Here is a 23,273-nt window from a genome sequence, read left to right on the forward strand (position 1 = left end):
CCGGATTCTTCGCAAGGCGGAGGTCCCAGTCGGCGGGCGTGACCAAGAACCCAGGCATGTACAGGCGTGCCGGGACCTTGGCACGCCTGAAGCGGCCCAGGTCCCGGAGAAAGGGACCACCGCAGTGAATACCCTCAATGCGGCCCTCGGGGCAGCCGCAGCAGCCCTTGCGCTCGGAGCCGAGATATTCCGCTTCCTTCGTGACCGCCGGGAACAGCGTAGGTCTCAGGTGTCCGAGGAGGTCGAGGACGAGAGCTGAGCGAGCCGGCCGTCTGGCGCTCCGGAAGGGGCGTCAGACGGTTACGAGGCGGTTGTGTGCGTGGGACGACACGTGAGCTGACGGTCATCAGGAACCGTTACGCGTATTGGGGCGTCGCTGATTCCACAGTCGGCTTGAGTGCGGGGGTAGTCGTGATAACCGTGGTGACGTTGGTGACCGCCATCGGCGGGTTAGCGGGGTTGATCGTCTCGTTGCTGTACTTGGCCAAACAGACCAAAGCCGCCGTCGCCCAGGTACACACCAGCAACACGATGGCGGGCAACAACGCGCTGGACGTGGCGATTGCCAACCTTCGGGACATCTACTTCAAGATGCTGGAGTACCCCGGCATGCGTGCCTACTTCTATGAAGCCAAGCCGTTGCCCGACCACGGTCCGGAGCGTGAGCGCGTCTTGATTCTCGCGGAACTCCTCGCAGATGCGCTGGAATGCGGCCTTATGTCCACTCGTCGCATTCCTGAATCGGAGTCCTATGAGGACTGGCGAGACTTCTGCCAGTTCATGCTGGACCACAGTCCCTCGATGCGCCTGATCACGTCGGAGCACCCGATGTGGTGGCGAGAGCTTCTCGCTCTCTGATGCGCTTGGGGTCAAGCGCCGATCGTCAACACGCGCTGGGCTTTGGCCCTCGTGGCCAACTCGGCCTGAGCGACGTCCAGGTGACGGAAGAGCTTCCGGCCTCGGTCGTCGAGCCCGGTGACCTTTAGGTGGCCTCGACGGACCCAGGAGTAGACGGTCTGGACGTCCACGGCCACGAAGAGTGCGGCCTCCTTGACCGTCAGCCAGGTCTCGTCCTCCATGACGGCCTCCCTGAAAAACGAAAAGGCCCCGTCCTCCTGGGGAGTCGGGGCCTGCACGCGGACACAGCGGTCCTGCTGATCGCGATTATGCGGTCATGGCCGTTTACCCGTCAAGCTCCTGTTATGACGGGGCTGCCCCTGCGTTGCTGGCCTCTGCTGCTCGGGCGCGAGCTGCTCTCGTCGCGTCAGCTTCCTGTACCTTCCGCTGGCTCTGAACGAACCAGGAGGAGGGCGCAGGAATCAGGTCTCCCCGCAGGAAGGCCGCCAGTACCTCGGTGCAACGTCCCGGGGACCAACCACGCGGGCGAGTCCACGTACGTCCCGTGCGAGCCGGAGTTCGTGTGATGACCGAAGGGCCCGCGCTGCACACCTACGAGGAGGCCGCCGAGATCCTGCGGCAGCCCTCAGACTGGTGGCTGCGCCGCAACATCTCCCGCCTCCCTCACGTGAAGATCGGCCGCCGGGTCCTCTTCACGGACGACGACCTAGCCGTGATCCTCAAGATCTGCCGGGTCCGGTCGGCGCCCGTCTCCACCCCCGAGGCTCTCCCTGCCCCCGCACCGGTGGTCCCCCTGCCGGGTCTGGTCCCCTCCCGGGCCCGGCGCCGCAAGACGAGCTGACCGCATGACGAAGCCCCTGACCGGCGAGATTCGGTCAGGGGCTTCGCTGTGTTCAGGAGGCCAGGCGGAGGCTCTGGCGCTTGCCCGATGGCGGCCTCCACTGCGGCGGCCACCTCGTCGTCGAGCTGCTGGATCAGGTGTCCGTAGCGGTCCACGGTTGTGGTGATGGACTCGTGGCCCAAGCGGGCCTGGATGGCGGGCAGCGGGACGTTGGCGGCAATCAGCCAGGCCACGTGGGTGTGGCGGAGGTCGTGCGGACGGGGCTTCTTCATGAGGCCGTCCGTCTGGGCCTGGGCCACGGCGGGCTGCCACCGGCGGTAGTAGAAGTTCGAGTGCCGCCACGCCTTGCCCCATGCTGTGGCGAAGACGAAGTCCTCGGCCTTCTTGCCCTCGGTGTTGCGCTGGAGGATCTCGACCAGGGCGGGGGAGAGGACGACGGTCCGGCGGGACTTCTTGGTCTTGGGCTTGCCCAGCAGGAAGGTGTTGTCGTCCTGGCGCTTCCACGCCCGCTGGACCCGCAGGACGCTGTGCTGGCCCCGGACCGTGATGTCGCGGACCTGGAGGGCGGAGACCTCGCCCCAGCGCAGGCCGGTTCCCGCCATGAGGTCGATCAGGTCGACCGCGTCCCCCTTGCAGATTCCGGCCATGGCGGCCTTGACCCGCTCGAACTCCTCGCGCTCCAGGAAGACCATCTCGTCCTCGATGCCGCTGTCCACGCGGGGGAGGCGGGTCCGGGCACAGGGGTTGGCGGCACGGAGCTGCGGCTGTGCCTCCACGGCGGACTGGAAGATCGAGTACAGGGTCCCGTGGAGGTTGGCGAGGGTCTTCGGGCTCAGCGGCTTGCGGACCCACTCCTCCTTGTTCTTCTTGTCCCGCTCCCCGGACTCCAGGGCGTTCACCCAGCGCCGGATGTCACTGGAGGTGATGGCCTCGGCGTCGCAGATGTCCTTGTCCCCGAAGAAGGGGATGAAGTGGTTGCGTATGTCCCGGCGATAGTCGAACCGGGTGCGGATCTCCACACCGGTGAGGGTCTCCACGAAGTGTTCGGCCCACGTGGCGAAGGAGACGACGCTCTTGTTCTCGCCGTCCTCGCCCGGCTGGACGAAGCCCTCGCCCTTGACCCACCCCGGCGGCCAGTGCTGCCCGGGGGCGTCCACGAGACTCTGGAACTGCTTCGCCTCCGGCTCGGAGTCGAAGACCTCGGACTGAGGGGCGCCGTCCCTGGCGCCACCCTCACGCCACCGGACCTGATGCGCGGTGCTGCCGTCCCTGCGGACGCGCTTACGAATGCTTGCCATGAGTGAGAAGTTAGGACCCTTCTCAAGATCCCGGGTGGCCACCGGTGTGGCCACAGAGGAGCCAAAAGAGGCCGCCAACCTGCCAATCGCAGGTCAACGGCCTCTCAGAAGAGGGTGAGTGACGGGACTTGAACCCGCGACTTCCTGGACCACAACCAGGTGCTCTACCAGCTGAGCTACACCCACCATGCCCGGTCGTTCACTCTGCGAGTTTCCGACCGGCCGAGAAAAAGTGTACAGGGTCCGAAGGGGTGCTCGCGCACGCCTTTTACGAGGTGGGCAGGACGTGCTTCGCGGCGATCGTGCGGGCCGTCTCCGAGTCCGGTCCGGGCTGCGGGACGAAGATCGCCTCGCGGTAGTAGCGCAGCTCGGCGATGGATTCGCGGATGTCGGCGAGGGCGCGGTGATTGCCCTTCTTCTCGGGGCTGTTGAAGTACGCCCGGGGGTACCAGCGGCGGGCCAGCTCCTTCACCGAGGACACGTCCACGATGCGGTAGTGGAGGTACTCCTCCAGGGTCGGCATGTCACGGAGGAGGAACCCGCGGTCGGTGCCGACCGAGTTGCCGCACAGCGGGGCCTTGCGCGGCTCCTTGACGTGCTCCCGGATGTACGCCAGGACCAGCTCCTCGGCGTCGGCGAGCGTCGTACCGCCGGCCAGCTCGTCGAGCAGGCCGGATGCGGTGTGCATCTGGCGTACTACGTCCGGCATCGTCTCCAGCGCCTGGTCCGGCGGGCGGATGACGATGTCCACCCCTTCGCCGAGCACGTTCAGCTCGGAGTCGGTGACGAGGGCGGCCACCTCGATGAGAGCGTCATCCGACAGCGAGAGGCCGGTCATCTCGCAGTCGATCCACACCATGCGATCGTTCATGTGTCTAACCTTAAGGTGCGCGCCGCTCAGGTGAGCCGACCGTGCGGTGACCTTGTGGTCCCGGGCATGCGGAAACCCCCGGAGATCCCCTGACGGAAACCTCCGGGAGCCTTACCGCTCCTGCGTCGCGGGTACTGCGGCCCTACGGCGCGCTGCGCTGGCCGGGCAGGCTCGCCGCCCGACTTGTGGCGTACGCCTCACGGCCGTTCTCCGCCGAGGCGGCCGACGCCGAGGACAGCGCGCTGGCCGCCGTACGCCGGGTCTGCATCGGGACCGGGCCGTCCGGGTGCAGCGCGGGCGGCAGCCCGGCCGGACCCAGGGACCCCGGACCACCGGGCTGCCCCGGAGCGCCGTCGCCGTCCACCTGCTTGTCGCCCTGCGGCCTGCGGGCCCGGTACGCGGCCCGGTAGGCGGCCGGCGACGAGCCCAACTGGCGCCGGAAATGGCCGCGCAGAGCCACCGGCGAACGGAAGCCGCAGCGCCCCGCGACCTCGTCCACCGAGTAGTCCGACGTCTCCAGCAGACGCTGTGCCTGGAGCACCCGCTGCGTGATCAGCCACTGCAGGGGAGCGCTCCCGGTGAGCGAGCGGAAGCGGCGGTCGAACGTACGCCTGCTCATGTACGCGCGTGCCGCCAGCGTCTCCACGTCGAACTGTTCGTGGAGGTGCTCCAGCGCCCAGGCGACGACCTCCGCGAGCGGGTCGGCGCCGATCTCCTCTGGTAAAGACCGATCGAGGTAGCGCTCCTGACCGCCGCTTCGGCGCGGGGGGACCACCAGGCGCCGGGCGAGCGCGCCGGCCGCCTCGTTGCCGTGGTCCGTCCGCACGATATGGAGACAGAGATCGATTCCGGCCGCCGTACCGGCGGACGTGAGCACGTCCCCGTCGTCGACGAAGAGTTCCCTCGGATCGACGTGCACCGACGGATAGCGCTTGGCCAGCGTCGGCGCGTACATCCAGTGGGTGGTGGCCGGACGGCCGTCCAGCAGGCCCGCCGCGGCCAGCACGAAGGCACCGGTGCAGAGGCCGACGATACGGGCCCCTTCCTCGTGCGCCCGGCGGATCGCGTCGAGTGCCTCCTCCGGCGGTGGCGAGGTGATCGACCGCCAGGCCGGCACGACGACGGTGCCCGCCCGCGAGATCGCTTCCAAGCCGTGCGGTGTGGTGAGTTCCAGCCCTCCGGTGGTGCGCAGCGGACCTTCTTCGCCGCCGCACACAAGGAGGCGGTAGCGCGGAACTCCGGCGTCCTGCCGGTCGATTCCGAACACCGACAGCGGTATGGAACTCTCGAAGATGGGGCCGCCGCTGAACAGCAGCACCGCGACGATCTCCTTGCGGCGTCGCCCGGAAAGCTTCCGGGCCGCGGCTTCCGGCGCGGCAGTGGAGTCGTGGCTCATACTGCTAAGCCCCCCTCGGTGGTCGCGGCTCCTCGGTTGTGTCGCTCCTGCACGTTTCCCCTCGGTCCTGCACGAGTCCCCCGCCGTAAGACGTCAAGATCGAATCTACTGTGTCCAGTGGTGCCGGGGTGACCAGTTCGGCAACCGGCACATTGTCGACATGGCAACTTGGCGTGAAGCATTCGATCACGAAGCGTTGCACTCGTGGGGCGTGCAGGGAAGTGCGCCTCGTCGTAGTGGCCAATCCCCGTAGGGTGCGCAAGGCCCCCCAGACCCTTTCGGTGCAGGTGGAACGGGGGTTGGGGGGTGGTTCGGACAACAGATGCACAGTGGCCGGAAGTTGGCTGAAAAGCGTCGGGCGCGTGCGCGGAAACCGGTCAGTCGACCGGTGTACTTCCCCCGGCATGCCGCCCGCCCCTGTGCGCCCCCGCCCCGGCCCGGTGGCGGTGGCCGCGGTGCGGGGCCTCTTCCGCGGCCGGCGGCGGGGCATGTTCTTCGGCCAACAGCGGGACCGTGCTCCGCTCGGACCGGCGCAGCAGCACCCGGCAGGCGGCGGTGACGGCCGCGAGGCCCAGCGCCGTACCGGCGGCGCCGGCGAGCGAGCCGCCGTACCAGAGGAGGACGACGGGGACGAGGACGCAGCTGAAGACCGCCCAGCGGACCACATCGGTCGCGCTGTCGGAGTGGGGGTGTCCTTCGGAGGTCGTGCGGTGTCCGGACATGGCGTGCTCCCTGGGGCGGCGGCTCGCCGGGTTCAACGCGTGTTCGATGCGTCGGTCACTGTAGGGCAGTCCGTCGGTAAGTGAATCCTGTGCAAACCGCCTGTACGGGGCAGCAACCATTGCGTTACGGGCGCCCCCTCGTGCATGCTCCGGGGAACTCCGCCGGAGCATGTGCGGGATATGGGCTAAGGAGGAGTGCCGCCGTACCCTTGGGGGTATGGGGTTGGGAAGATGATTCCCGGACACAGCTCCGCGCACCCTGTTGTCCCCTCCCAAGAGGATCAAAAAGCCGAGACACCCATGGCCGGTCACGAATCTTTCGAACCAGCGGACCGCAAGCGCCCTGTCGCCGATCCCACGGCGGCCGAGCCCCTGGCGGCGGAACAGCCACGTCATTCCTGCGATCCAGCCTTCAAGCACGGCGTGGTCGTCGGCTTCGACGGGTCCACGTCCAGTGAGCGTGCCCTCGCCTACGCGATCGGCATGGCCCATCGCTCGGGCTCGGGCCTGGTCATCGTCCATGTCGCCAACCGGCTGCCCACCACGGTGTGGGCGGGCTGCGAGCCACCGGTCTTCGTCGATGTGCCGGACCACCGCACCGAGGTGCTGGGTCTTGAGCTGGCGTGCGCCGAGTACCTGGCCGAAGTGCCCTGGATCCTGGTCGAGCGCGGTGGCGACATCTGCCATGAACTCGAAGAGGTGGGGCGGGAGTACGAGGCGGACGCGATCGTCGTGGGCTCGACCCACGGCATCGTCGGGCGCATCTTCGGCTCCGTCGCGGGACGGCTCGCGAAGCGGGCGAAGCGGCCGGTCGTCGTCATCCCGTAGGCCGCGGGCGAACTCACAGGTCGGCTCCCCGATTGGGCGTTGTGCAGAGGTGTTTGTGTCCTTGTGAAGGGCATATATCGGTCACACCGCACAACCGCACATGCATGAAGGGAGCCCGCCGTGGACAATGACGTCTCTGCGGGAAGCACCACCTCGATCGTCGGCCGACTCGCCCTGGGAATCACCCTGTTGGCCTTCGGCCTCGGCTACACGAATGTCATCGACGGGGTCTCCACGGCTGACGCCGTGTCACTGGCCCACTATGTAGGCGGAGTTGCGCTCTTCGTCGTCGGACTGCTCGCGTTCCGCGACGGCGACACGGCGAACGGTACGGCGTTCTCCGCCTTCGGCGCGCTCTGGTTCACCTGGGCCGTCAGCGCGGGGAACTCCGTGTCGGACAACGCGGCGGGGCTGTTCCTGGTCCTGTTCGCCCTGGTCGCTCTCTCGGTGACTCTCGCGGGCGGGGACCAACTCACCCAGGGGACATACGGGTTGTTCTTCCTCTCCCTCGTGCTGCTCGCCATCGCGCAGTTCGCCGGCAACGACGGGCTGGGCAAGGTCGGAGGGTGGTTCGGTGTCGCCGCGGGGGCCGTCGCCTGGTACTCGGCGACGGCGGCGCTCGCACACTGGCCGACGGTTCTTCCTCGTCGGGCTGCGGGTCGGGGCGTGACGGCCACCGGCTGACCGGCAGCAGAGCGGCCCCCCACGTGTACGAGGCACACGTGGGGGGCCTTTCCGGTTACTCCACCGTCACCGACTTCGCGAGGTTCCTCGGCTTGTCGATGTCCCGGCCCAGCACCAACGCCGTGTGGTAGGCGAGGAGTTGGAGCGGGATCCCCATCAGGATCGGATCCAGTTCGTCCTCGTTCTTCGGGACCACGATCGTCTGGTCGGCCTTCTCCTGGTGCTGGTGGGCGACCGCGAGGATGCGGCCGCTGCGGGCCTTGATCTCCTCCAGGGCGGCGCGGTTCTTCTCCAGGAGGTCGTCGTCGGGGACGATCGCGACCGTGGGGAGGGCGGGCTCGATCAGGGCGAGGGGGCCGTGCTTCAACTCCGAGGCGGGGTAGGCCTCGGCGTGGATGTACGAGACCTCCTTGAGCTTGAGGGAGGCCTCACGGGCGACCGGGTAACCCCGGACGCGGCCGATGAAGAGCATCGAGCGGGCCTCGGCGTACTCGGCCGCCAGCTTCTTGATCTCGTCCTCGCGGTCGAGGATCTCGGAGATCTGGCCGGGCAGCTTGCGCAGGCCCTCGATGATGCGCTTGCCGTCGCGGACCGAGAGGTCACGGGTGCGGCCGAGGTGGAGCGCCAACAGGGCGAACGCCACTGTGGTGTTGGTGAAGCACTTGGTCGAGACGACACAGACCTCGGGGCCCGCGTGGACGTACATGCCGCCGTCCGCCTCGCGCGCGATCGCCGAGCCGACGACGTTCACCACACCGAGGACGCGGGCGCCCTTGCGCTTCAACTCCTGGACCGCGGCGAGGACGTCGTAGGTCTCACCGGACTGCGAGACCGCGATGTACAGGGTGTCGGGGTCGACCACCGCGTTGCGGTACCGGAATTCGGAGGCCGGCTCGGCGTCCGCGGGGATGCGCGCCAGCTCCTCGATCATCTGGGCGCCGATCATTCCCGCGTGGTACGAGGTGCCGCAGCCGAGGATCTTCACCCGGCGGATCTGCCGGGCCTCGCGGGCGTCCAGGTTCAGGCCGCCGAGGTGCACGGTGGAGAAGCGGTCGTCGATGCGGCCGCGCAGCACGCGGTCCACGGCGTCGGCCTGCTCGAAGATCTCCTTGTGCATGTAGGTGTCGTGGCCGCCCATGTCGTAGGAGGCGGCCTCCCACTCGACGGTGGTCGGCTCGGACGTGGTGCGGGTGCCCTCGGTGGTGTATGTCCGGAAGTCGTCGGCCTTGAGGGTCGCCATCTCGCCGTCGTCGAGGGTCACTATCTGGCGCGTGTGCGTCACCAGCGCGGCGATGTCCGAGGCGACGAACATCTCCTTCTCGCCGATCCCGAGGACCACCGGGGAGCCGTTTCGAGCCACCACGATGCGGTCGGGGAAGTCGGCGTGCAGCACGGCGATGCCGTACGTCCCCTCGATCACCCGGAGGGCCTGGCGGACCTTCTCCTCCAGGGTGTCCGCCTGGGAGCGGGCGATGAGGTGGGTGAGGACCTCGGTGTCGGTCTCGGAGAGGAACTCGACGCCGTCCGCCTCGAGCTTCTTCCTCAGGTCGGACGCGTTGTCGATGATGCCGTTGTGCACGACGGCGACCTTGTTGTCGGCCGACAGGTGCGGGTGGGCGTTCACGTCGGAGGGGGCGCCGTGCGTGGCCCAGCGGGTGTGGGCGATTCCGGTGGTGCCCTTGAAGCGCGCCGGAACCTTCGCCTCCAGGTCACGGACCCGGCCCTTGGCCTTGACCATCTTCAGGCCGGACGTCTTCGGGGTCGTCACGACGATGCCCGCCGAGTCGTAGCCGCGGTACTCCAGCCGCTGCAGCCCCTCCAGCAGAAGGGGAGCAACGTCACGCTTGCCGATGTATCCGACGATTCCGCACATGTATAAGCATTCCTAGCCGTAGACGATGCGGCGCAACTGCCGGAGTGTGAGCTCCGGTGGTGCGACCGCCCGGTATTTCAGGTCCGCGTCGATCCGGTCGAAGATCGTCGCGTTCACCAGGCCCTGGGCCTGGAGCTCGCGGTGGCGGCGACGGACGTAGTCCTCGGTCGTCTCGTCGAAGTAGGCGAGCACGTCCTGGATCACCCGCAGTGCCTCGCCCCGGCTGAGGGGTGAGGAGCGCGTCAGATGATCAACGAGTTCGTCGTGCACCCGGTAGATCCTGGGGTACCGAGGGAAGGTTTGCAAGAATCCTGCCCGATATCGGGCAGCGGCCTGTTGAATGTCTTATGGGACTCTGTTCGCAAGCTGTCCATCCTGTGTCTTGTGTTACGTCGCTCATATGGACGAGTTTCAGACGCCATGGACATTCCTCGTATGGGAGTACCCGAAGAGCTCGCCGAGCGCATGAGCATGGCTGAGCAGCACGAGTACCTACGCTCGAAATTCTCGCGGCGCACGATGATCAGAGGCGGCGCCGTGACCCTCGGCGCCGTCGCCGGCGGCGTGTTCGTCCCGGGCGCGGTCGCCCAGGCGGCCGTCCCCAGCCAGGCCTCCGCCACCTACGCCGCCACCTCCACGGCGTCCTCGGTCGACGGGGCCCTCGTCGCCCCGTTCGGCCGTCACCTCGCGTTCGGCAACGACCCGAGCACCGAGGTCACGGTCTCCTGGCAGGTCCCGACCAACGTCAAGAAGCCGTTCGTCCGGATCGGCGCGCACCCCTGGGACCTCTCCCGCAAGATCGAGGCCGAGGTGCGCACGCTCTACACCCCGGCGGGCGTCGGTGCGAGCGGCGACCACACCCAGTACTACCTGCACGCCAAGCTGACCCACCTGCGTCCGGGCAGGACGTACTACTACGGCGTCGGCCACGCGGGCTTCGACCCGGCCGAGGCCCACCTGCTCGGCACGCTGGGCACCTTCACCACCGCCCCCGACCGCGCCGTGCCGTTCACCTTCACGGCCTTCGGCGACGAGGGCGTCGGCTACCACGGCCTGGCCAACAACAGCCTGCTGCTCGGCCAGAACCCGGCCTTCCACCTGCACGCCGGCGACATCTGCTACGCCGACCCCGCGGGCGCCGGCCAGACCGCCGACGCCGGTTTCGACTCGCGCACCTGGGACCTGTTCCTCGCGCAGACCGAGTCGGTCGCCAAGTCCGTGCCGTGGATGCCGGCCTACGGCAACCACGACATGGAGGCCTGGTACTCGCCCAACGGCTACGGCGGCGAGGACGCCCGCTGGAACCTGCCGGACAACGGCCCCGACAAGACGAACCTGCCGGGCGTCTACTCCTTCGTCTACGGCAACACGGCGATCATCTCGCTCGACGCCAACGACGTGTCCTTCGAGATCCCGGCCAACCTCGGCATCTCCGGCGGCACCCAGACCAAGTGGCTGGAGGCGCAGCTCAAGAAGTTCCGCGCGTCCAGGGACATCGACTTCGTGGTGATCTTCTTCCACCACTGCGCGTACTGCACCTCCACCGCGCACTCCTCGGAGGGGGGAGTGCGCAACGAGTGGGTGCCGCTGTTCGAGAAGTACACGGTGGACCTGGTCATCAACGGCCACAACCACCAGTACGAGCGCACCGACGTCATCAAGAAGAACGCCGTCGTCAAGAAGCTCCCGATCGGCGGCACGGCGTACCCGGAGACCGAGGGTGTCGTCTACGTGACGGCGGGCGCGGCCGGCCGCAGCCTGTACGCGTTCTCCGCCCCCGACTCCTACGAGGGTCACGTCGCCGACGTCGACTCGGTCGCCGCCTTCGTCAACACGAAGGACGGCAAGGTCAACGAGACGGTCGCCTGGTCGCGCGTGCGCTACCTCAACTACTCGTTCCTGCGCGTGGACGTCCAGCCCGCCCACAAGGGCCGTACGACCACCCTGACGGTCCGCGGCATCGCCGAGACCGGCGCCGAGGTCGACCGCTTCACGGTCGCCCGCAAGGCCAAGTAGCCCTGAAACAGCCCGAGTTACGCCCGGAAGGCAGGGCGCGACTCATCCGGCGGGCGGTCCTCACATGCGTTTGAGGACCGCCTGTTTGGCCATCGCGAACTCCTCGTCCGTGAGCACCCCGTCCCGGTGCAGCTCACCCAGTTCGCGCAACCGCCGCAGCAGCGCGTCGTGGCCGTCCTCCGCCGCGGCCGTCAACTGCCGCGCGGGCTGGGCCTGTTCGGTTCGTACGTCGGTCTCGGCGGCGGGGTGCGGAAGGCGCGCCTGTACGGCCGCGGCGACCAGGGCCATCAGCGGGTCCTTCTTGAAGCCCCACAACTCCACCGAGTTCGGGTCGTACTTGGGCGGCGCCTTGGTCGGCGCGCTGCGCACCGAGAAGCGGATGTAGCCGTTCTCCAGACCGGCCGACGGACGCCACTCCACGCCGACGAGGTCCGTGACGGCGAGCGTGCGGGCGCCGGCGGCGGACTTGGCGTCCTCGGTCTTCCAGTTCCACTCCAGCCGTACGTGCTCGCCGTCGAAGCTCGCCGTGCCGTCCCCGGCGGAGACCGACAGCGGTACTGCGGGGCCCGGCAGCAGATACGCGTCCACCGGATCGGCCGGGACCTCGTCGAGCAGCAGGGCGCTCCGCACCTCGTCCACAAAGTACTCGGCGACGCCGTACCGGTCCGACTCGACCGGGAGCTGATAGGGGTCGTCGCCCTCGGCGAGCCGGCCGCCGGTGGCGTGCAGCAGGGGGTCGGCGCCGTCGCGCAGCCGCAGTCTCAGCCGCCCCGACCTCCGGCCCTGCTCGAACGAGACGCCCGCCAACGCGCCCAGCGGGACGACGAGTTCGCCCAGGGTCCGGCGGAACAGGCCGACGTTCTTGTCCCGCCCGGGAGTCAGCCGCAGGGCGTCGCCGTCGAAGATCCAGGTGCCGTCCTTCTGGATGATTTCCGCCATAGGAGGGATTGTTCCACCGGTCTGACGACAGAATGGTCTGTACCTGTCCTGGCTCAAGGGAAGTTCGAAGGAAGGCACCGCTTGTGAGACACCTTGTGAGACAGCGCCACAGAACGACCCGCCTCCTCGGTTCGCTGCTGCTCGTCGCCGCCGCGAGCGTGTCCGTCGTCGGCGCCGCACCCGCTGCCGGGCCCGCCGCCGTCACCCCGCTGGGCCGGGTCGTCCCGGCGCCCGCCAAGGTCACCCCCGCGGGACACCCGTACACGATCACGAGCAGCACCCGGATCCGGGTCGACGACACCCGGGAGTCACGCCGGATCGGCGAGTACCTCGCGGGCATCCTGCGCCCCTCCACCGGCTACCGGCTGCCGATCACCTCGCGGGGCAAGGGGGGTATCCAACTCCGGCTGGCCAAGGGCGTGTTCGGGGCCGAGGGCTATCGGCTCGTCAGCGGGACCTCCGGTGTCACCATCACCGCGAGCAGGCCCGCCGGACTCTTCCACGGCGTCCAGACCCTGCGCCAACTCCTGCCCGCCGCCGTCGAGAAGAACTCCGTGCAGCGCGGCCCCTGGCGGATCGCGGGCGGCACCATCGAGGACTCCCCGCGCTACGCCTACCGCGGCGCGATGCTCGACGTGTCCCGGCACTTCTTCACGGTCGATCAGGTCAAGCGCTACATCGACGAGTTGGCGCTCTACAAGATCAACGAACTGCACCTGCACCTCAGCGACGACCAGGGCTGGCGCATCGCCATCAACTCCTGGCCCCGCCTGGCGACCTACGGCGGCTCGACCCAGGTCGACGGCGGCGCGGGCGGCCACTACACGAAGGCCGACTACAAGGAGATCGTCCGCTACGCCTCCTCCCGCTTCCTGGAGGTCGTACCCGAGATCGACATGCCCGGCCACACCAACGCGGCCCTCGCCTCCTACGCCGACCTGAACTGCGACGGCGTGGCACCCCCGCTCTACACGGGCACGGACGTCGGCTTCAGCTCGCTGTGCGTCGGCAAGGACCTCACGTACGGCTTCGTGGACGACGTGATCCGCGAGCTGGCCGCGCTGACCCCGGGCCGCTATCTGCACATCGGCGGCGACGAGGCGCACTCCACCAGCCATGAGGACTACGTCAAGTTCATGGACCGGGTGCAGCCGATCGTCACCAAGTACGGCAAGACGGTGATCGCCTGGCACCAGATCACCGGCGCCCACCCCGTCAAGGGCGCCTTCGCCCAGTACTGGGGTCTCGACGACACCGACGCCGCCGAGAAGGCACAGGTCGCCGAGGCCACGAAGAACGGCACCGGGCTGGTCCTCTCGCCCGCCGACCGGGTCTACCTCGACATGAAGTACACCGAGGACACCCCGCTCGGCCAGGACTGGGCGGGCCTGGTCGAGGTCAAGCGGTCCTACGACTGGGACCCGGGCAACTACCTTGCCGGAGTGCCGAGTTCGGCGATCCGGGGGGTCGAGGCACCGCTGTGGACCGAGACCATCGTGACCGACGCGAACATCCAGTACATGGCCTTCCCGAGGCTGCCGGGCGTCGCCGAGCTGGGCTGGTCGCCGGCCTCGACGCACGACTGGGACACCTACAAGGTGCGGCTCGCGGCGCAGGCCCCGCGCTGGGACGCGCTCGGGATCAACTACTACCGGTCGCCTCAAGTGCCGTGGCCCGCGCGGTAGTTGCGCCGCGTTCGTGAAGAGGGCGGTCACCCCGGGGGACCGTACCCCGGGGTGCCCGCCTGCTTGGGTGATCAGAACCCGGCGATCGGGTTCTTCAGGGTGCCGACGAGCTGGAGCGCGCCGGAGGGGTCCGCCAGGTCCACCATCTGCTCGTTGTCGCGCAGTTGGAGCCGGTTGAGGCAGGACAGCGAGAACTCGGGGGCGAACATGTCGTACTGCCGGAACTTGTCGGCGAGTTCGGGCGCCGCGTCCTGGTACTCGCGGGTGACCTCCGCGACCGTACGCCAGAAGTCGTCCTCCTCCAGGACGCCTTCGGCGGCCAGGTCGGCGGCGAGGAAGCGGAAGAAGCAGTCGAAGACGTCGGTGAAGATCGACAGGAGCTTCTTGTCCTCGGGGACCTCGACCCGCAGCCGCTCCACCGTCGGCGGCAGCACCGCGTCCGGGTCCATGACGGCGATCTCCTCGGCGATGTCCTTGTAGATCGCGCGCTCGACGACGCCGTCCTTCAGGACGAGGATCACGTTCTCGCCGTGCGGCATGAACACCAGGTCGTAGGCGTAGAAGCTGTGCAGCAGCGGGGTGAAGTACGCCCGCAGATAACGGCGCAGCCACTCCACCGGGGTCAGCCCCGAGCGCTCGATCAGCGCGCCCGCGAAGGACGCGCCCTCGTGGTCCAGGTGCACCAGCGAGGCCATCGTCGCGAGGGACTCGCCGTCCCGGAGCGAGGACACCGGGCTCTCGCGCCACAGCGCGGCGAGCATTTTGCGGTACGGCGAGTAGCGGTCGGTGGCCGCCTCGTACTCCAGGTGCCGGTAGCCGACGGCGGCCCGCTCGCGGATGATCGACAGGCCGGTGGACTTCAACACCGGGTCGTTGTCGATGAGTTGGGCGAGCCAGTCGTTGATCGCCGGGGTCGCCTCCATGTAGGCGGCCGAAAGCCCGCGCATGAAGCCCATGTTGATGACGGACAGGGCCGTCTTCACGTAGTGCTTCTCGGGGTTCGACCTGTTGAAGAAGGTCCGGATGGACTGTTGGGCGAGGTACTCGTCGTCGCCCTCGCCGAGGCAGACGAGGTGGCCGCGGGCGACCTCGGCGGCGAAGGTGACGCTGAGCTTGTTCCACCACTGCCAGGGGTGGACGGGGATGAGGAGGAAGTCGTCCGGGTCGTGGCCCTGTTCGGTCAGCGTGGCACGGAAGCGGTCGACGGTGGCGCTGCCCAACTCGCCCTTGACGAAAGCCTCGTACTCGATGCCCACACCCGCCGTGAACGCCGCCCGCGAGCGGTGCGCGGCCAGCCAGACCAGCCGGACCGGGCTCGCGGTCTCGGGGGCGTACGAGAGGTACTCGTGCACACCGAAGCCGAGCCGGCCGTTGTTCGCGACGAAGCAGGGGTGGCCCTCGGTCATCCCCGTCTCGATGGCCTGGAAGTCGCTCCGCACCAGCTCGGCGACCGGGATCTGCGGCTTGGTGAGCTTGTAGCAGGTGCCGGAGAGGGTGGAGGAGATCTCCTCCAGGTAGACCGGCAGGATCGCCTCGCTCAGCCCGAGCGCCTGCTTCAGCTCGATGAAGAAGTCCATTGCGGCTAGGGGGAGTTCGGTGCCGTCGCGGTGACGCGTGATGGAGTCGGCGTCCACCTGCCAGTGGTCGAGCGCGCGCCGGGTTGCGGTGAACCGGTAGCGGGTCAGACCGTCGTCGCTGCGGACGACGTACGAGTCCCCGTCCTTCTCAACCAGTTCGGGTGCGATGAGCCGCTCGTGCGCGAACTCGGCGAGGGCCTTGCGGATGAGGAGACGGTTGGCCTTCTCCCAGCGCTCGGGGGAGAGGTGGGCGACGGCGTCGGCGAGGCTCATGCGGACACCGCCGTGGCGCTCAGGAACTGCTCCCGTGTGCAGAAGCTCAACAAGGCCATTTTCTCCGGCTTCTGGATCTCACGCTCGGGCACGAACCCGACCGCCTCGTTCAGTGCGTGCACGGCGGTGTTGGACACGTCCGGCTCCACGACGACACGCTCGACGGCCGGGTCCTCGAAGAGGCGGCCCATCACGGCGGTGATCACCGCGCGGGTGAAACCGTGGACGGGCGTCTCGGTGGCGGGCGTCAGGAAGTGCATGCCGACGTCACCGGCCAACGGCTCGTACAGGCCGACCAGTTCGCGGTACCGCGGGTCGTAGTACTCCATCAGAAAGACGGGCACCCCGTCCTGGAGCCCGAACAGCGCGTGCTGGTGCTCGTCGGCCGCGATCTCCATGTACGCGCGCTCGACGTCCTCCAGTTTCGCGTCCTGCATCATCCAGAACGCGGCCTTGGGGTGCGTGAGCCACCGGTGCAGCAACTCGGCGTCCTGGAGCGGGTCGAGGGGGCGGAAGGTGAAGGTCATACGGTGAACTCCTGGAACGCGATGGTCTGTTCGACCGGGTAGTACTCGGTGCCGAGCAGCTCACGGATGATGTACGCGTTGCGGTACGCGCCCATGCCCAGGTCGGGGGACGTGATGCTGTGCGTGTGGACGCCGGCGTTCTGGAGGAAGACGCCTCGGCCCGTGGTGTCGATCGAGTAGTTGCGCGCGATGTCGAAGTTGCCCCGCGAGTCGTAGCGCAGTCGCTCGTGCACGGGCTTGAGGAACTCCGGCTCGGCGTACTTGTAGCCGGTGGCGAGGACCAGGCCCTGGGAGCGCAGGGTGTAGTCCTTCTCCTGCTCCTCTTGGCGCAGGGCGAGTTCGTACACGCCGTCGCGGTAAGTGGCGTCGTTCAGGGCGGAGTTGGTGAGCAGCCGGGTGGGGACCGGGCCGCCGACCTTCTTCTGGTACAGCAGGTCGAAGATGTCGTTGACGAGGTCGCCGTCGATGCCCTTGAAGAGGCCCTTCTGCTCGGCCGTGAGGCGGTAGCGGGTCTGCTCGGGCAGGGCGTGGAAGTAGTCGATGTACTCCGGGGAGGTCATCTCCAGCGTGAGTTTCGTGTACTCCAGCGGGAAGAAGCGCGGCGAGCGCGTGACCCAGTTCAACTCGTATCCGTGCACGTCGATCTCGCTGAGCAGGTCGTAGTAGATCTCGGCGGCGGACTGCCCGCTGCCGACCAGCGTGATCGACTCCTTGGCCTGCAACTCCGCTCTGTGCTGCATATAGCGGGAGTTGTGGATGAAGTCGCCGCCCAGGCCGGCGACGGCCTCCGGGAGGTAGGGAGGGGTGCCGGTGCCGAGGACCAGGTGACGGGCGCGGTAGAGGTCGCCGGTCTCGGTCCGGACGACGTAGACCTCGTCCTCGTACGTCACCTCGGTGACCGTCGTGCTGAAGCGCACGTTGGTGAGTTTGTCGGCCGCCCAGCGGCAGTAGTCGTCGTACTCGACGCGCAGCGGGTAGAAGTTCTCGCGGATGTAGAAGGGGTACAGACGCCCCTTCTCCTTCAGGTAGTTGAGGAAGGAGTACGGCGAGGTCGGGTCGGCGAGGGTGACGAGGTCCGACATGAACGGGGTCTGGAGGTGGGCGCCGTCGAGGAACATGCCGGCGTGCCACTCGAAGCCGGGCTTCGAGTCCAGGAAGATGCCGTCGAGTTCGGCGATGGGCTCGGTGAGGCAGGCGAGGCCGAGGTTGAAGGGTCCGAGCCCGATGCCCACGAAGTCGTAGGTCTTGCTGGCGGGTTCAGGAAGCGCGGTCAAGGGACTCTCCCAGGTACTGCTCGGCATGGCCGGCGATCAGGTCGAGGACGGCGGCGATGTCGTCGGTCGTCGTCTCGGGGTTGAGCAGGGTGAACTTCAGGTAGTGGCGGCCCGCGACCTTGGTGCCCGCGACCACCGCGGCACCGGACGCGAACAGGGCCTTGCGGGCGTACAGGTTGGCGCGGTCGATCTCGGCCGGGTCGGTGACGGCGGCCGGGATGTAGCGGTAGACGAGGGTGGAGAGCGAGGGCGCCACGACCACGTCGAAACGGGGGTCGGCGGCCAGCAGCTTCCACCCCTCCTCCGCCAGGTCGCAGACCTCGTCGAAGAGTTGGCCGATGCCGTCGGCGCCCATCACGCGCAGCGTCATCCACAGCTTGAGCGCGTCGAAACGGCGGGTGGTCTGAAGGGACTTGTCGACCTGGTTGGGGATGCGCTCCTGCACCGCGCGCTGCGGGTTGAGGTACTCCGCGTGGTAGGTCGCGTGGCGCAGGGTGTCGGCGTCGCGGACCAGCAGGGCGGACGAACTCACCGGCTGGAAGAAGGACTTGTGGTAGTCCACGGTGACCGAGTCGGCGCGCTCGATGCCGTCGATGCGGCCCCGGTGCTTGAGGGAGGCGAGCAGACCGCAGCCGTAGGCCGCGTCCACATGCATCCACACCCCGAACTGCTCGCACAGGGCGGCGATTTCGGGCAGCGGGTCGATGGAGCCGAAGTCGGTGGTGCCGGCGGTGGCGACAACGGCCATGGGGACCAGACCGGCGCTCTTGCAGCGCTCCAACTCCCGCGCGAGCGCGACGGTTTGCATGCGCTTGTCGGCGCCGACGGGTATCGACACGACGGCGTCCTGGCCGAGGCCCAGCAGTTTCGCCGACTTCTTCACGCTGAAGTGGCTGACCTCGGAGGCGAAGATCCGCAGTTTGGCCAGGCTGTCGGTCTTCGCCTCCTCGCGGGCCAGCAGCAGTGCCTGGAGGTTGGACTGGCTGCCGCCGGAGGTGAACACCCCGTCCGCGTGCGGCCCGAGGCCGATCCGTTCGTTCGTCCAGTCGATCAGCTTGCGCTCGATGAGGGTGCCGCCGGCCGACTGGTCCCAGGTGTCCAGGGAGGAGTTGACGGCGGAGAGCACCGCCTCGCCGAGCACCGCGGGGATGACGACCGGGCAGTTGAGGTGGGCGAGGTAGCGGGGGTGGTGGAAGTAGATCGCGTCCCGCAGATAGACCTCGTCCAGCTCGTCGAGCACCGCGGTGGTGTCGTGGAGCGGGCGGTCGAGGTCGATCCGGTCGATGAGGGGGGAGAGGGCGTCGACCGTGACGCCGGTGAACGGTCGTTCGGTGGTGGCGAGTTTGGCTGCCACCCGCTCCACGCCTTGAGTCACGGAGCGGCGGTAGTGCTCCGCAGTCGTGTCATTGAGCAGGTGCGAGCGCATGTGGGGGTCCTCCGGTGGGGAAGTCCGTGCGGGACAGGTGAGCGGCGGGGTTCCGCAACATCAACTTAGGTAAGCCTAACCTAACTTAACGTCCAGGAAACCCGCCGCTCCCGTGACAGCGATCACTCACGCACCAGCGGTTACTCACCCCGCTTCGCGCAGTTGCTCCTCGCTGAGTCCCTGCCGCCAGTACCCCACGAAGGTCACCCGCCGCCGGTCGAACCCGCGCTCACCCACGAAGTGCCGCCGCAGCGCCTTCACTTGACCGGACTCGCCCGCGATCCACACGTACGGCCGCTCGGTGGAGGGGAGTTGGGCGGCGCGCAGGGCGCCGAGGGCCATGGGGGACCCCTCGGCACTCTCGTCATCGCGCACCAGCCAGGTCACCTCGGCATCGGCGGCGGCCACCAACTCCTGCACATCATCGGCATGTCGGACCTCCAGCCACACCCGCGCACGCATGCCCGCGGGCAGCGCCTCGAGGATGGCGGACACGGCCGGTACGGCGGTCTCGTCGCCCCAGACGACCACGAGATCGGTGTCCTCCGGCGGCCGGAACCGAATCGCCCGATTGTCCGCGACGGCGGGCCCGAGCAACACGACCCGGTCCCCGGCGGCGGCGCGAGCGGCCCAACGGGACGCGGGCCCGGCGGGCTCGTGCAGCACGAAGTCGATGTCGATCTCGTCGGGCTCGCGGCGCAGCGCACGAAGCGTGTACGACCGCATCACCGCCCGTACGTCGTCCGGGAGTTCACGCCAGGCCTGCCACCACCCGTCGCCGAGTTCGTAGGGCACGGCGGGCGACGGCTGGCCGGGGTGGGGGAGGAACAACGACAGCGACTGGTCGTGTCCGTCGGAGAAGAAGTACGCCAGATCGTCTCCGGTGAAGGTCACCCGGACAAGAGACGGCCCGAGCCGCTCCGTCCGCACGACATGGAGTGAGAAAAAGCGGAACGGAGCGGCAACGGCCGTAGACATGGAGAGGGGCTCCTCTGAAGGGGCGTCAGGGATGCGTACCCAGGGGCGCGGTGCTGTATCTGATGTGCGGCTCCGCCGCGGGGCGCGGCCGACTACAACTGGCCCGCACCTCCCCGCGAAAGAGCAACTCCCCCTGATTCAGCTGACCTTCTTGGCGTTCTCGATCGCCTTCGCCAGATCCTCGAGCAACGGCGCGCACTTGTCGTACGACAGAATCGGCTCGGGGTTCCGCGCGATGACCTGCCCCGCCTTCACCGCGGGCAGCTTCTTCCACGTGCCCTCGGTGATGTCGGCGGGCTGCGTCGCCGCCGTACGGTTGTCCATCATGATGACGTCCGCCCCGTACTTGTCGACGTTCTCCCAGCTCAGGTTCTCGTACCATCCACCGCTCGCCTTCAGCGCGGCCGCGGACGGCTCGACGAAGTTCACGCCGAGCGCCTTGTAGTACTCGAGGTCGACGGAGAGGTTCGAGCCGGAGACGTAGAAGACGGTGTCGCTCGCGGAACCGACGAGGACCTTGATGTCCGGCTTGGCCTTCGCCGCGGCGCGCAGCCGGGCCGCCGCGTCCTCGAAGCGCTTCTTGGCCGCGGTGATCGTCGACGAAGTGGTGTCCGCGCCAAGGGACTTGGCGAGTTCCAGCATCCGCGCCAGCGGCGTCGGCAGCTGGACGTCGTAGACCGAGATACCGACGGACGGCGCGCCCACGGCGAGGATCTTCTTCTTCGACTCCTCCGGGACGTACCAGAGGGTGCCGGCCGCGTCGAACATCGTGGTGATGAGGACGTCGGGGGCGAGGGCCGCGTACTTCTCGATGTTGAACTGGCCCCAGGTGTTGCCGAGGTTGGTGACCTTGCTGATGTCCAGATCGCCGGCCTGCACGTCGGGCTTGCCGTTCTTCAGCTCGGTCGGGCCGAAGACGCCCTTGGACTCGATGCCGTAGTCGTGCAGCGCGGCCGCGACACCGATGAAGGAGACGATGGTCGCCGGGGTCTTGTCGGTCTTCGCGGTCTGGCCGCGGTCGTCCTTGAAGGTCCAGGGGCCGGACTTGGCGGCCGTCGTCTCCTTGTCCGAACCACCGCTTTTCGCGTCGTCGTCGCCGCAGGCCGCGAGCACGGCGCCGAGGCCGAGGGCGCCGCCCGCGGCGAGGATGCCGCGGCGGGAGAGGTGAGTGGCACGGGCGTTGGACATGTGTCGCTGCTTTCGAACAGGGCGGAGCGCCCGCCGGACAATTCGAAGGTAGGTTAGCCTAACCTCACTTGTTGTCCAGCGGGTGGGCCCGCCCCCGCTCGGGCCTGTGTCTGTCCTGTGCCGGGCTTATGGGCCCATGTCCTAGGCGATTTGGCTTTCAACCGCCTTGTCTCGTAAGGCCGTTGTGATCACGCTCCTTCCTAGAACGACCTGCGCACTGCTGTTCGGGCGTCCTCGGAGGTGGAGTGGCAATCACGGTGGACACGACGGGTACCACGGGCACGGCGGGTGTGGAGGCGGTGGTGCGCGGCGACGCGGCACTGCTGGAGGACGACCTGGCCGCGTTCCTCGACGCGCTGACCGCCCCGGCCCGGGCGGCGGACGCCGTGTACGACACGGCCCTGCGCCGCGCCCTGTACGAGCCGGTCGCGGACGCCCTGGGCTCGAAGGTCGGCCAGCAGGCGCTGCCCCCGACGCCCGGAGCACCCGGCGGCCGGGCTCCGCTGCGGCCCTCGATGGTCTACTGGGCGTATCGCAACTACCGGGGGTTCCCCGAGGAGGCGGAGAGCGCTTCCGACCTCGCGGTGATCCGCCGAACGGCAGTTGCCGTAAGGATTCTGCTGAAGGCCGCGGTCGCTCTCGACGACATCCAGGACGGCAGCGACGTCCGCTACGGCGAACCCGCACTCCACACCACCCACGGCACCCCGCTCGCGCTCAACGCCGGCGTCTGGCTGATCATGTCCGCGCTGCGGCACGCGGCCGACCCCGCCGTCGTGGACAGCCTGGTGGGCTCGGTCGGCAGCGGCTTCACCGGGCAGGCCGTCGACCTGTCCTCGCGTACGGCGCTCACGCGCGCGGAGCTGCTGGCAGCGCCGCGCGCCACCCGGGTCGACTTCTGGGAGGCGACGGCCGCCCTCAAGACCGGCACCCTGTTCCGGATGCCGCTGGACGCGGCGGTCGCGGGGCTGCGGGTGGTCGCGGACGACCGGCTGGCCCTGGACGGCGCGATGCGCCAACTCGGCCTCGCCAGCCAGCTGTTCAACGACCTGGCCGACTTCGTTCCGGAACTCGGTGGCGCCAACACCCACGAGGACCTCGACGGCCTGGGCAACCGGGTTCTGCTGGAACTCCTCGACGACGTAACGCCGGAAGCGGAATTCAAACGGTACGTTCTCGGTCACCCGAAACTGGAGCGCACGCTCCTCGCGCTCGCCGAGGAGGCCGTGGCGCTGAAGCGTGCCGCGAAGGACGCCGTGCACGCGGTGTGCCGCTCCGAGCGCAGCGCCGCCTACTTCGACGTGACGATCGAACGCAAGGGCCATCTCATCGACCGTCTGCTCGCGACGGTCCGGCAGCGGAGCGGCGTATGACGGACACGAACACGGGCACGGCGACCCAGCGGTTACGGAACGGCACCCGCGTCTGGCACGAGGCCTTGGAGAGCACCGGATTCGCCACCGCGATGCTCGCCGGCACCCTCCCGCTCGACCGCTACGTCGGCCAACTCGCCGCCTACCGCGTGGTGTTGGCGGCCCTGGAGACCGAACTCGCCCGTGCCCTCTGCCCGTCGGTCGACTCGGTGTGGTCGCCGGACCTGGCCAAACTCCCGCTCGTCGAACGCGACCTGCGCCACTTCGCCGCCCTGGGCCCGGCCCCTCGCCCCGGCCCGGCCGCCGCGGAGTTCGCCGCCGAGATACGGCACACCGCCGCCACCGCACCCACCGAACTCCTCGGCTTCCTCTACGTGTTGGAGGGTTCCACCCTCGGAGCCCTCTTCCTGCGCCGGTACGTCATCGAGGCCTACCGGCTCACGGACGGGTACGGCACGTCGTACTACGGCAGTGGCGACCGTGCCCGCTGGACGGCCCTCACCGAGCGCCTCGACCGCGCGCTCGGCGAAGGCGCCGTACAGGAAAGGGTGGTGGCCGCCGCCGAGCGGGCCTATCGGCATGTGGCCCTGATCTCGGCGGAGTTGTCGGTGGGGCTGGGCAGACCGGCTCCCGAGCCGGTCTGAGG

General features: G+C 68.5%; 21 protein-coding genes and 1 tRNA gene. 7 read left to right on the forward strand and 15 right to left on the reverse strand.

Translation table 11 applies throughout. The annotated features are described in order from the left end of the window. The first annotated feature begins 432 nt into the window (after positions 1 to 432). Entirely contained in the window at positions 433 to 858 is a 426-nt protein-coding gene (locus tag JHN63_RS04990; RefSeq protein WP_200677444.1) for a hypothetical protein, read from the forward strand. 11 nt (positions 859 to 869) lie between these two features. Here JHN63_RS04990 and JHN63_RS04995 read toward each other — a convergent pair whose 3' ends face one another. From JHN63_RS04995 to JHN63_RS05020, 6 genes are all read right to left on the reverse strand, one after another. Beyond that, the gene (locus tag JHN63_RS04995) at positions 870 to 1,079 is read right to left on the reverse strand and encodes a helix-turn-helix domain-containing protein (protein WP_200677445.1); all 210 of its coding nucleotides are present in this window, start codon (positions 1,077 to 1,079) and stop codon (positions 870 to 872) included. Between the two features lie 442 nt (positions 1,080 to 1,521). Next, positions 1,522 to 2,997, reverse strand: a complete 1,476-nt coding sequence (locus tag JHN63_RS05000; protein WP_200677446.1) for a site-specific integrase — start codon at positions 2,995 to 2,997, stop codon at positions 1,522 to 1,524. Between the two features lie 113 nt (positions 2,998 to 3,110). Then, a tRNA-His gene (locus tag JHN63_RS05005) sits at positions 3,111 to 3,183 on the reverse strand. An 82-nt stretch (positions 3,184 to 3,265) separates the two neighbouring features. Further along, on the reverse strand, positions 3,266 to 3,868 hold the full coding sequence (gene orn / locus JHN63_RS05010) for an oligoribonuclease (RefSeq protein WP_200677447.1): 603 nt from the start codon (positions 3,866 to 3,868) through the stop codon (positions 3,266 to 3,268). Between the two features lie 142 nt (positions 3,869 to 4,010). Continuing rightward, a complete protein-coding gene (locus JHN63_RS05015) occupies positions 4,011 to 5,264 on the reverse strand; it encodes a helix-turn-helix domain-containing protein (RefSeq protein WP_200677448.1) in 1,254 nt (417 codons plus the stop codon). 377 nt (positions 5,265 to 5,641) lie between these two features. Further along, positions 5,642 to 5,986, reverse strand: a complete 345-nt coding sequence (locus tag JHN63_RS05020) for a hypothetical protein (RefSeq protein WP_200677449.1) — start codon at positions 5,984 to 5,986, stop codon at positions 5,642 to 5,644. Positions 5,987 to 6,286: 300 nt separating this feature from the next. On the opposite strand from JHN63_RS05020, the gene JHN63_RS05025 reads away from it, so the two are divergent. Together JHN63_RS05025 and JHN63_RS05030 are read left to right on the forward strand one after the other, a co-directional pair. Beyond that, positions 6,287 to 6,814, forward strand: a complete 528-nt coding sequence (locus JHN63_RS05025; protein ID WP_200677450.1) for a universal stress protein — start codon at positions 6,287 to 6,289, stop codon at positions 6,812 to 6,814. Between the two features lie 120 nt (positions 6,815 to 6,934). Continuing rightward, a complete protein-coding gene (locus JHN63_RS05030; protein WP_200677451.1) occupies positions 6,935 to 7,498 on the forward strand; it encodes a GPR1/FUN34/YaaH family transporter in 564 nt (187 codons plus the stop codon). Between the two features lie 55 nt (positions 7,499 to 7,553). Here the strand turns inward: JHN63_RS05030 and glmS are convergent, their stop codons facing one another. Both glmS and JHN63_RS05040 read right to left on the reverse strand, forming a co-directional pair. After that, the gene (gene glmS / locus JHN63_RS05035; protein ID WP_200677452.1) at positions 7,554 to 9,371 is read right to left on the reverse strand and encodes a glutamine--fructose-6-phosphate transaminase (isomerizing); all 1,818 of its coding nucleotides are present in this window, start codon (positions 9,369 to 9,371) and stop codon (positions 7,554 to 7,556) included. A 12-nt stretch (positions 9,372 to 9,383) separates the two neighbouring features. After that, on the reverse strand, positions 9,384 to 9,641 hold the full coding sequence (locus tag JHN63_RS05040) for a hypothetical protein (protein ID WP_200677453.1): 258 nt from the start codon (positions 9,639 to 9,641) through the stop codon (positions 9,384 to 9,386). Between the two features lie 165 nt (positions 9,642 to 9,806). On the opposite strand from JHN63_RS05040, the gene JHN63_RS05045 reads away from it, so the two are divergent. Further along, positions 9,807 to 11,387 carry a metallophosphoesterase family protein gene (locus tag JHN63_RS05045; protein ID WP_200677454.1) on the forward strand — a complete coding sequence of 527 codons (1,581 nt, stop codon included), beginning with the start codon at positions 9,807 to 9,809 and terminating at the stop codon, positions 11,385 to 11,387. Positions 11,388 to 11,447: 60 nt separating this feature from the next. On the opposite strand, the gene JHN63_RS05050 is transcribed toward JHN63_RS05045, so the two are convergent. Further along, complete coding sequence (locus JHN63_RS05050; RefSeq protein ID WP_200677455.1) at positions 11,448 to 12,326, reverse strand: DUF4429 domain-containing protein; 879 nt, start codon at positions 12,324 to 12,326, stop codon at positions 11,448 to 11,450. 95 nt (positions 12,327 to 12,421) lie between these two features. On the opposite strand from JHN63_RS05050, the gene JHN63_RS05055 reads away from it, so the two are divergent. Beyond that, complete coding sequence (locus tag JHN63_RS05055; protein ID WP_200677472.1) at positions 12,422 to 14,011, forward strand: beta-N-acetylhexosaminidase; 1,590 nt, start codon at positions 12,422 to 12,424, stop codon at positions 14,009 to 14,011. 71 nt (positions 14,012 to 14,082) lie between these two features. Here JHN63_RS05055 and JHN63_RS05060 read toward each other — a convergent pair whose 3' ends face one another. The 6 genes from JHN63_RS05060 to JHN63_RS05085 form a co-directional block, all read right to left on the reverse strand. Continuing rightward, the gene (locus JHN63_RS05060; RefSeq protein WP_200677456.1) at positions 14,083 to 15,861 is read right to left on the reverse strand and encodes an IucA/IucC family siderophore biosynthesis protein; all 1,779 of its coding nucleotides are present in this window, start codon (positions 15,859 to 15,861) and stop codon (positions 14,083 to 14,085) included. Next, positions 15,858 to 16,388 carry a GNAT family N-acetyltransferase gene (locus JHN63_RS05065; protein WP_200677457.1) on the reverse strand — a complete coding sequence of 177 codons (531 nt, stop codon included), beginning with the start codon at positions 16,386 to 16,388 and terminating at the stop codon, positions 15,858 to 15,860. The genes JHN63_RS05060 and JHN63_RS05065 overlap by 4 nt, the downstream gene beginning before the upstream one ends. Beyond that, positions 16,385 to 17,662 carry a lysine N(6)-hydroxylase/L-ornithine N(5)-oxygenase family protein gene (locus JHN63_RS05070; protein ID WP_200677458.1) on the reverse strand — a complete coding sequence of 426 codons (1,278 nt, stop codon included), beginning with the start codon at positions 17,660 to 17,662 and terminating at the stop codon, positions 16,385 to 16,387. Before JHN63_RS05070 ends, JHN63_RS05065 begins: the two co-directional genes overlap by 4 nt. Further along, entirely contained in the window at positions 17,646 to 19,088 is a 1,443-nt protein-coding gene (gene desA / locus JHN63_RS05075; protein ID WP_200677459.1) for a lysine decarboxylase DesA, read from the reverse strand. Before desA ends, JHN63_RS05070 begins: the two co-directional genes overlap by 17 nt. 144 nt (positions 19,089 to 19,232) lie before the next feature. Beyond that, positions 19,233 to 20,066, reverse strand: coding sequence for a siderophore-interacting protein (locus tag JHN63_RS05080; protein WP_200677460.1), 834 nt, complete (start codon positions 20,064 to 20,066; stop codon positions 19,233 to 19,235). A 138-nt stretch (positions 20,067 to 20,204) separates the two neighbouring features. After that, positions 20,205 to 21,254: an ABC transporter substrate-binding protein gene (locus tag JHN63_RS05085; RefSeq protein ID WP_200677461.1), complete on the reverse strand. Its 1,050-nt coding sequence runs from the start codon at positions 21,252 to 21,254 to the stop codon at positions 20,205 to 20,207. A 257-nt stretch (positions 21,255 to 21,511) separates the two neighbouring features. On the opposite strand from JHN63_RS05085, the gene JHN63_RS05090 reads away from it, so the two are divergent. Then, positions 21,512 to 22,627, forward strand: a complete 1,116-nt coding sequence (locus JHN63_RS05090) for a polyprenyl synthetase family protein (RefSeq protein ID WP_200677462.1) — start codon at positions 21,512 to 21,514, stop codon at positions 22,625 to 22,627. Further along, positions 22,624 to 23,271, forward strand: a complete 648-nt coding sequence (locus JHN63_RS05095; RefSeq protein WP_200677463.1) for a biliverdin-producing heme oxygenase — start codon at positions 22,624 to 22,626, stop codon at positions 23,269 to 23,271. Before JHN63_RS05090 ends, JHN63_RS05095 begins: the two co-directional genes overlap by 4 nt. Positions 23,272 to 23,273 lie beyond the last annotated feature (2 nt).

The organism is Streptomyces sp. MBT65 (assembly GCF_016612545.1).
GTDB lineage: Bacteria > Actinomycetota > Actinomycetes > Streptomycetales > Streptomycetaceae > Streptomyces.